Annotated in this window: 4 protein-coding genes; 1 reads left to right on the top strand and 3 read right to left on the bottom strand. The window is 62.0% G+C overall.

What is annotated here, in order from left to right:
• Positions 1–125: 125 nt before the first annotated feature.
• From HGO40_RS30040 to HGO40_RS30030, 3 genes are read right to left on the bottom strand one after another with little or no spacing between them, the layout of a single operon-like run.
• The gene (locus HGO40_RS30040; protein WP_250965998.1) at positions 126–1,493 is read right to left on the bottom strand and encodes an HlyD family type I secretion periplasmic adaptor subunit; all 1,368 of its coding nucleotides are present in this window, start codon (positions 1,491–1,493) and stop codon (positions 126–128) included.
• The gene (locus HGO40_RS30035; RefSeq protein WP_250965997.1) at positions 1,483–3,639 is read right to left on the bottom strand and encodes a type I secretion system permease/ATPase; all 2,157 of its coding nucleotides are present in this window, start codon (positions 3,637–3,639) and stop codon (positions 1,483–1,485) included. The genes HGO40_RS30040 and HGO40_RS30035 overlap by 11 nt, the downstream gene beginning before the upstream one ends.
• A gap of 37 nt (positions 3,640–3,676) precedes the next feature.
• On the bottom strand, positions 3,677–5,026 hold the full coding sequence (locus HGO40_RS30030) for a TolC family outer membrane protein (RefSeq protein WP_250965996.1): 1,350 nt from the start codon (positions 5,024–5,026) through the stop codon (positions 3,677–3,679).
• Positions 5,027–5,383: 357 nt separating this feature from the next.
• Between HGO40_RS30030 and HGO40_RS30025 the strand changes: the two genes are divergently transcribed.
• The coding region (locus tag HGO40_RS30025; protein ID WP_250965995.1) for a retention module-containing protein at positions 5,384–6,457 on the top strand (1,074 nt) is incomplete at its 3' end.

Genomic DNA, 6,457 nt, shown 5'->3' with positions numbered 1-6,457 from the left:
CTTGCTCGCGATGGCGTCAGGTCAGACACGCATCTGTCGCTGACACACTGCTATCGCGAGCAAGCTCGCTCCCACAACGATTTCGGGAACGCCACAGAGATATCGCTGGACCTGGCGACTCGGTGCTACCGCTCGTGCAACGCCTCGGACCGGGCCTTGATGATCGGCTTGAGCAGGTAGCTGAGCACGGTTTTCTTGCCGGTGATGATGTCCACCGACGCCACCATCCCAGGGATGATCAGCAAGGGCTTTTCAGGCGTGCCCAGATGGCTGCGTTCGGTGCGCAGCTTGATGATGTAGTAGGTGGTTTTCTTGTCTTCATCGGTGATGGTGTCGGCGCCGATCTGTTCCAGCTTGGCTTTCATCCCACCGTAGATGGTGTAGTCGTACGCGGTGAATTTAACCGTGGCGTCCTGGCCAGGATGCAGGAAGGCGATGTCCTGGGGACGGATTTTCGCTTCCACCAGGAGGGTGTCGTCCAGCGGCACGATTTCCACCAGGTCGCTGCCGGGCTGGATCACGCCGCCGATGGTGTTCACCAGCAGTTTATTGACAATGCCGCGCACCGGCGAGGTCACCAGGGTACGGCTCACGCGGTCTTCCAAGGCCTTGCCGGTGGCTTGGGCCTTGTTCAGGTCGGTACGTGCTTCGTTGAGTTGGGTCAGGGCTTCGCTGCGGAACTTGCCGCGGGTCTCGTCGATCTTGCGCTGCACTTCCTTGATCGCCGATTCGGCGCGAGGAATCGCCAGCGTCGTGGCGTCCAGTTGCCCGCGGGTCTCGACTTCGGCGCGCTTGAGCCGCAGCACTTCCACCGGCGACACCGCGCCTTGGGCCACCAACGGCTCGGACATGTTGATTTCCTGGCGTTGCAGCGCCAGGCCGGAGCGGTACTGCGCCTGCTTGGACACGAACTCGCGCAGCTCCTGCTGGCGCTGGATCAACTGCTCCTGCAAGCCACCGATTTCATCGTGCAATTGCTGGCGACGGCTGATGTACAGGGACTCTTCGCTGGCGGCCTGGCCCGGCACCGCCTTGAGCACATCGGCCGGGAAGTTCAGCGGCCGGTCATCGACCTCGGCACTCAGGCGCTCGACTCGCAACAGCATGGACAGGCGATCCGCTTCGGTCTCACCGACGTTGGAGACGAACCGCGTGTCGTCCAGGCGAATCAACGACGCGCCGGCCTCGACGATCTGCCCTTCCTTCACGAACAGCTCAGCGACGATGCCGCCTTCCAGGTTCTGGATCTTCTGGATCTTGGACGAGGGGATCGCCTTGCCGTCGCCCTTGGTCACTTCGTCGATCTCGGCGAAGTTGGCCCACAGCACCAGGAACACAAAGAAGCCGATGATGCCCCAGATTGTCAGGCGCACCACCCGGGGAGCGTCCTCGATCAGGGCTTTGTTGTCCTCGGGCAGCGGTTGGCCATGCAGTGAGTCGGAGCCTCTGAAGTAACGACCCACAGCGCCCTTGAAACCTGATTTAAGCAACACTGATCTGCCCCTTCTTCAACGCTTCCATGACAGCGGCTTTCGGGCCATCGGCGAGGATCTGTCCACGGTCGATCACCAGCAGGCGGTCCACCAGGGACAGCAAGGAGGCCCGGTGCGTCACCAGCAGCACGGTCTTGTTTTCCACCACGGCGGCCAGGCGCTGTTTCAAGCGTTCTTCACCGGTGTTGTCCATGGCGCTGGTGGGTTCGTCCAGCAGCAGAATCGGCGGGTTGAGGAGCAACGCGCGAGCCAGGGCGACGTTCTGGCGCTGGCCACCAGACAGGTTCTGCCCGCGCTCGCCAACTTGCAGTTCATAGCCTTGCGGATGCAGGCGGGCGAACTCATGCACGCCGGCCAGCTCAGCGGCCTGGAGCACCAGTTCGTCTTCGACGTAACGGGCACCGGAGGTCAGGTTGTCCCGCAGGGTCCCGGCCAGCAATTGGATGTCCTGGGGCACGTAGCCAATGTTGTAGCGCAGCTCGCTGACGTCGATCTGGCGGATGTCCACGCCGTCCACCAGCAAGGCGCCGTCATCGGGCTGATAAAGGCCCACCAGCAACTTGGCCAGGGAACTCTTGCCCGAGCCGCTGCGGCCGATGATGCCGATTTTCTCGCCCGGCTTGATCACCAGGTTGATGTTCTTCAGCGCGGGGTTCTGTTGGGTCGGGTAGGTGAAGTTCAACTGCCGGCATTCAACGGCGCCCTGCAACACCTTGCGACTCAGCGGGCGCTCGTCGAAATTGCGCTCCTGGGGCAGCTCCATCATCTGGTCGACCGAGGTCATGGTCACCCGCGCCTGCTGGTAACGGGTCAGCAGGCCCGACAGCGAGGCCAACGGGCTGAGGGCGCGGCCGCTGAGCATGTAGCAGGCCACCAGCCCACCCATGCTCAGGTTGCCGGCGATGATCAGGTAAACCCCGAAGACGATCATGATCACCCCGGCCAATTGCTGGATCAGCAAGGTGATGTTCATCGCCAGGCCGGACAGCATCTTCACCCGCAGTGCGAGGCGACTGAGGGTGCCGATGGTCTGCTCCCACTGGTACTGGCGTTCGCTCTCGGCGTTGTTGACCTTCACCGCGTCCAGGCCGGCCAGGGTTTCGATCAGGCTCGACTGGCGCTCGGCGCCCAGGGCCATGGTGCGCTCCATGGTCGCGACCAATGGCTTCTGCAAGGCATAGCCGATCAGCAGGGCAATCGGGAACGCCAGCACCGGAATCCACACCAGGTGCCCACCGATAATCGCGATGACCATGAAGATCAGCAGGGTGAACGGCAAGTCGATCAGGCTGGTGAGGGTGAGCGAGGCGAGGAAGTCCCGCAGGCTCTGGAACTCATGGATGTTCTGGGCAAAGCTGCCGACCCGCGCCGGGCGGTGTTTCATGGCCATGCCGACGATGCGCTCGAACAGCGTCGCCGAAATGATCAAGTCGGTTTTCTTGCCCGCCAGGTCCAGGCACAGGCTGCGCAGCATCTTGAGGATCAGGTCGAAGACATAGGCGCCGGTGATGCCGACGGCCAATACCCACAGGGTCGATTCGGCCTGGTTCGGCACGACGCGGTCGTAGACGTTCATCACGAACAGCGGCGCGGCCATGGCGATGATGTTGATCAGCAGGCTGGCGGCGATGGCATCGGCGTACAGCCAACGGGAGCGCTTGAGGGTGTCGCGAAACCACGAACGCGCCCGGGGAATGAGCGTGCCGTGGTTAACGTCAAATTTATGCTGCGGTTGGGCGAAGAACACCTTGCCGCTGTAGTCATCGGCCAGCAGCTCGCGGCTGACCGTCACCTCACCGCCGTCGCTTTCGCTGAGCAGCAATCGCGCCTGGTCGTCACCGACCCAGCCCAGCAGCACGGCGCTGCGGCCGTCTTTAAGCAGCAGCAGCGCCGGCATGGCGATGGTCGGAATTTGCTCGAGCTTGCGTTGCAACACCCGCCCTTGCAGACCGGCACGGGCTGCCGCGCGCGACAATAATTCGACGCTCAGCCGTTGCTTGGGCAGCGGCAGGCCGGTGGTGAGCATCGCCGCGCTGGCCGGCTTCTGATGCAGCATGCAGAGCGCCAGCAGACCGTCCAGCAGCGGGTCGTCGTGCAGCGTGCGCGGGTCATGAACTAGTTCGACTGGACTGACTTCTGATTCCACGCTCGGCACTCTGACTGATTAAAACGGCTGGTAGGACTCAATTCATCCCAGGCAACTGGACCTTGGGTTTCACGTCGTTCTGCACAACCGATGCCAACGGCGCGACCACACCCTGGCTTTTCAACAACTGGCCCATGGTTGCCTTGATCCGGTACTGGGTGAACAGCTGCACATTCTTGATTTCCGCCAGGCGACGGGAAGCGCTGAACAGCTCGTTTTCGCTGTCGAGCAAGTCGAGCAGCGTGCGTTCGCCGAGGCTGAATTGTTTCTGGTAGGCGGTGCGCACGTTGGCACTGCGGTCTACGTATTGCTGGGCGACCGGTACCTGGGCGTTGGCGTTGTTCAAGGCGTTCCAGGCCAGGCCCAGTTCTTCGTTCAACTGGCGCAGCGCGTTGTTGCGGATGTCCAGGGCCTGGTTGGACAGGTACGACTTGGATTCCAGGTCGGCCTTGTTGCTGCCACCGGCATACAGGTTGAAACGCATGCGCAGCATGGCTTGCCATTCATTGTTGTGACCGTTCTGGCCGTCCAGGTCGTTGTCGGCGGTGCGACCCACCTCGGCGTCGAAGCGCGGGTAGAAGCTCGATTTGGCGGCTTCATACTGTTGCTCGGCGGCAGCGATGTCGGCTTCGGCCGAACGCAGCACCGGGCTGTTTTCCAGCATCTGGGCGCGGGCTTCGGTCAGGTTGGCCGGCAGCAATGCCAGAAAATCGGCAGGACGCTCCAGTTGATCGGGCAGTTGGCCGACGGCGCTGAGGTAGTTGGTCTCGGCATCGGCCAGGTTGGTTTGTTCGGTGATCAAGTTGTTGCGAGCCTGGGCCATGCGCGCTTCGGCCTGGTCCAGGTCAGCGCCGCTGCCCACGCCACGGGAAGTGCGCAGCTTGATCTGGTCGAAGATGCGTTCATGGCTCTTGAGGTTTTCCTCGGCCAGGCGCACGAACTCACGACGGGTCAGCACGTCCAGGTAAACCTGGGCCACTGTCAAACCGGTGCGCTCGGAGGCGTCCAGCAACGAATAGGCACGGGCATTGACGGTGGCTTGTTGACGCCCGACTTCGCTGGACGTCGCAAAACCGTCAAAAACCATTTGCGACAAGCGCAGGCTCGATTCGCTGCGGTTCAGGGTTTCCCAATGGTTATTACCGCCCGAACGGGTGGTGACACTGTCGGTGCCTTCGCGGCCATATCCGGCTGCAAGGTCCACTCTAGGCAGGTAGCCGCCCTTGGCCGCCTTGAGTTGGTAATCCGCCGCAAGACGGCTGTTCACGCCGGCCTGGATTTCAGGATGGACATCCAAAGCCTGTTGCATGGCCTGCGGCAAGGTTTGTGCTTGTACGAAACTGGCGGCGAGGACGAAGGGTAAAGCCTTGAGCAGGTGCGAACGCATGGTTGGATTATTCCCAGAACTCTTGTCTTGAATCACAGCGAAACGTGGCGCTGCATCGGATGATGGCAACCGGAATGACCGTATGTCGGAAAGTTCAAAACAGGAGCAGGAACACGCACTGAAAGAACAGGTCGCCGCTTAAATATCAATGTGACATTACGTTGGCAATTGTTTAGGATGGCCAGCAGAAGGTCAATAGTTTGGCACAAACAAAAATGATCGGAAAAACAGCCAAAATATTGACAAATAAAAGCGTCAAATAACCTTACCTTGTACACATGAACGTCCAGACCGCTGCTGCCTAAAAGCCGCCGGGTCCATGGAAGTCTACTGAGCGCGGCACCCGGAGAGTCTTCAATGAGCAGTGTTATTGCCGTTGTCAAAAGCATTGTTGGTCAGGTTTTCGTCGTATCCCCAGAGGGCATCCGGCGCGTACTCATTGAAGGCGATCGCCTGAACGTAGGCGACCAGTTGGACACCGGCCCTGCCGGCGCCGTCACATTGGAGCTGGCCGATGGCCGCACCCTGGACCTGGGCCGCGACACCCAGTGGAGCGCCAATGCTCCGGACTCGTCCACTGACCTGGCACAAGCCACCGCCCAAGCCGCGCCGTCGGTAGAAGAACTGCAACAAGCCATCGCCGCGGGCGTCGACCCGACGACTGCCCTGGAAGCCACCGCCGCCGGCGCCACTGCCGCAGGTACGGGGGGCGCCGCTGGTGGCGGCCACAGCTTTGTGGTGCTGGATGCCACCGCCGGCCGCGTCGACCCTACCGTCGGTTTCCCAACCGAAGGCCTCGCTGCGGCGGCGGCCACCGATGACAACATCCTGGGTGGCGATACCTCGGCCGATACGACCGCCAACGCCGTGCTCAATGCGACCATGACCCTGAGCGCCACGCCGACCCTGACCGAGGCCGGCGGCGTGCTGGTGTACACCGCGACCGTGACCCAGGCGCCGCAGACCAACCTGACCGTAACCTTGTCCAACGGCGCGGTCATCGTGATCCCGGCTGGCCAACTGACCGGCAGCGTCAACGTTCCACTGGCGCCGAACGACACGGTCTACAACGACCCAAGCCAGATCAGCGTGACCGTCACCGGCACCACCGGCGGCACCGGCATCGCCGTGACCGTGCCCACTACGCCGGCCGTGACTCAGCTCACCGACACCGTCGACACCACCACTGTCACCCTGAGCGCGGGCAATACGGTCACCGAAGGCGGGCAAATCACCTACACCGCCACACTGACCAACCCGGCCCAGACTCCGGTGACTGTGACCTTGAGCAATGGCTCGGTCATCACCATTGCTGCTGGCCAAACCACGGGCACCGTCAACGTCGATACACCGGCCAATGACGTCTACAACAACGGCAGTACCGTCAGCACCACCATCACCGGTGCGACCGGTGGCAACTTCGAGAACCTG

Source organism: Pseudomonas sp. CG7 (assembly GCF_023701885.1).
Lineage (GTDB): Bacteria > Pseudomonadota > Gammaproteobacteria > Pseudomonadales > Pseudomonadaceae > Aquipseudomonas > Aquipseudomonas zanjanensis.
The sequence above is the reverse complement of the archived record's forward strand: the minus strand, read 5'-3'. Positions and strand labels throughout refer to the sequence as shown.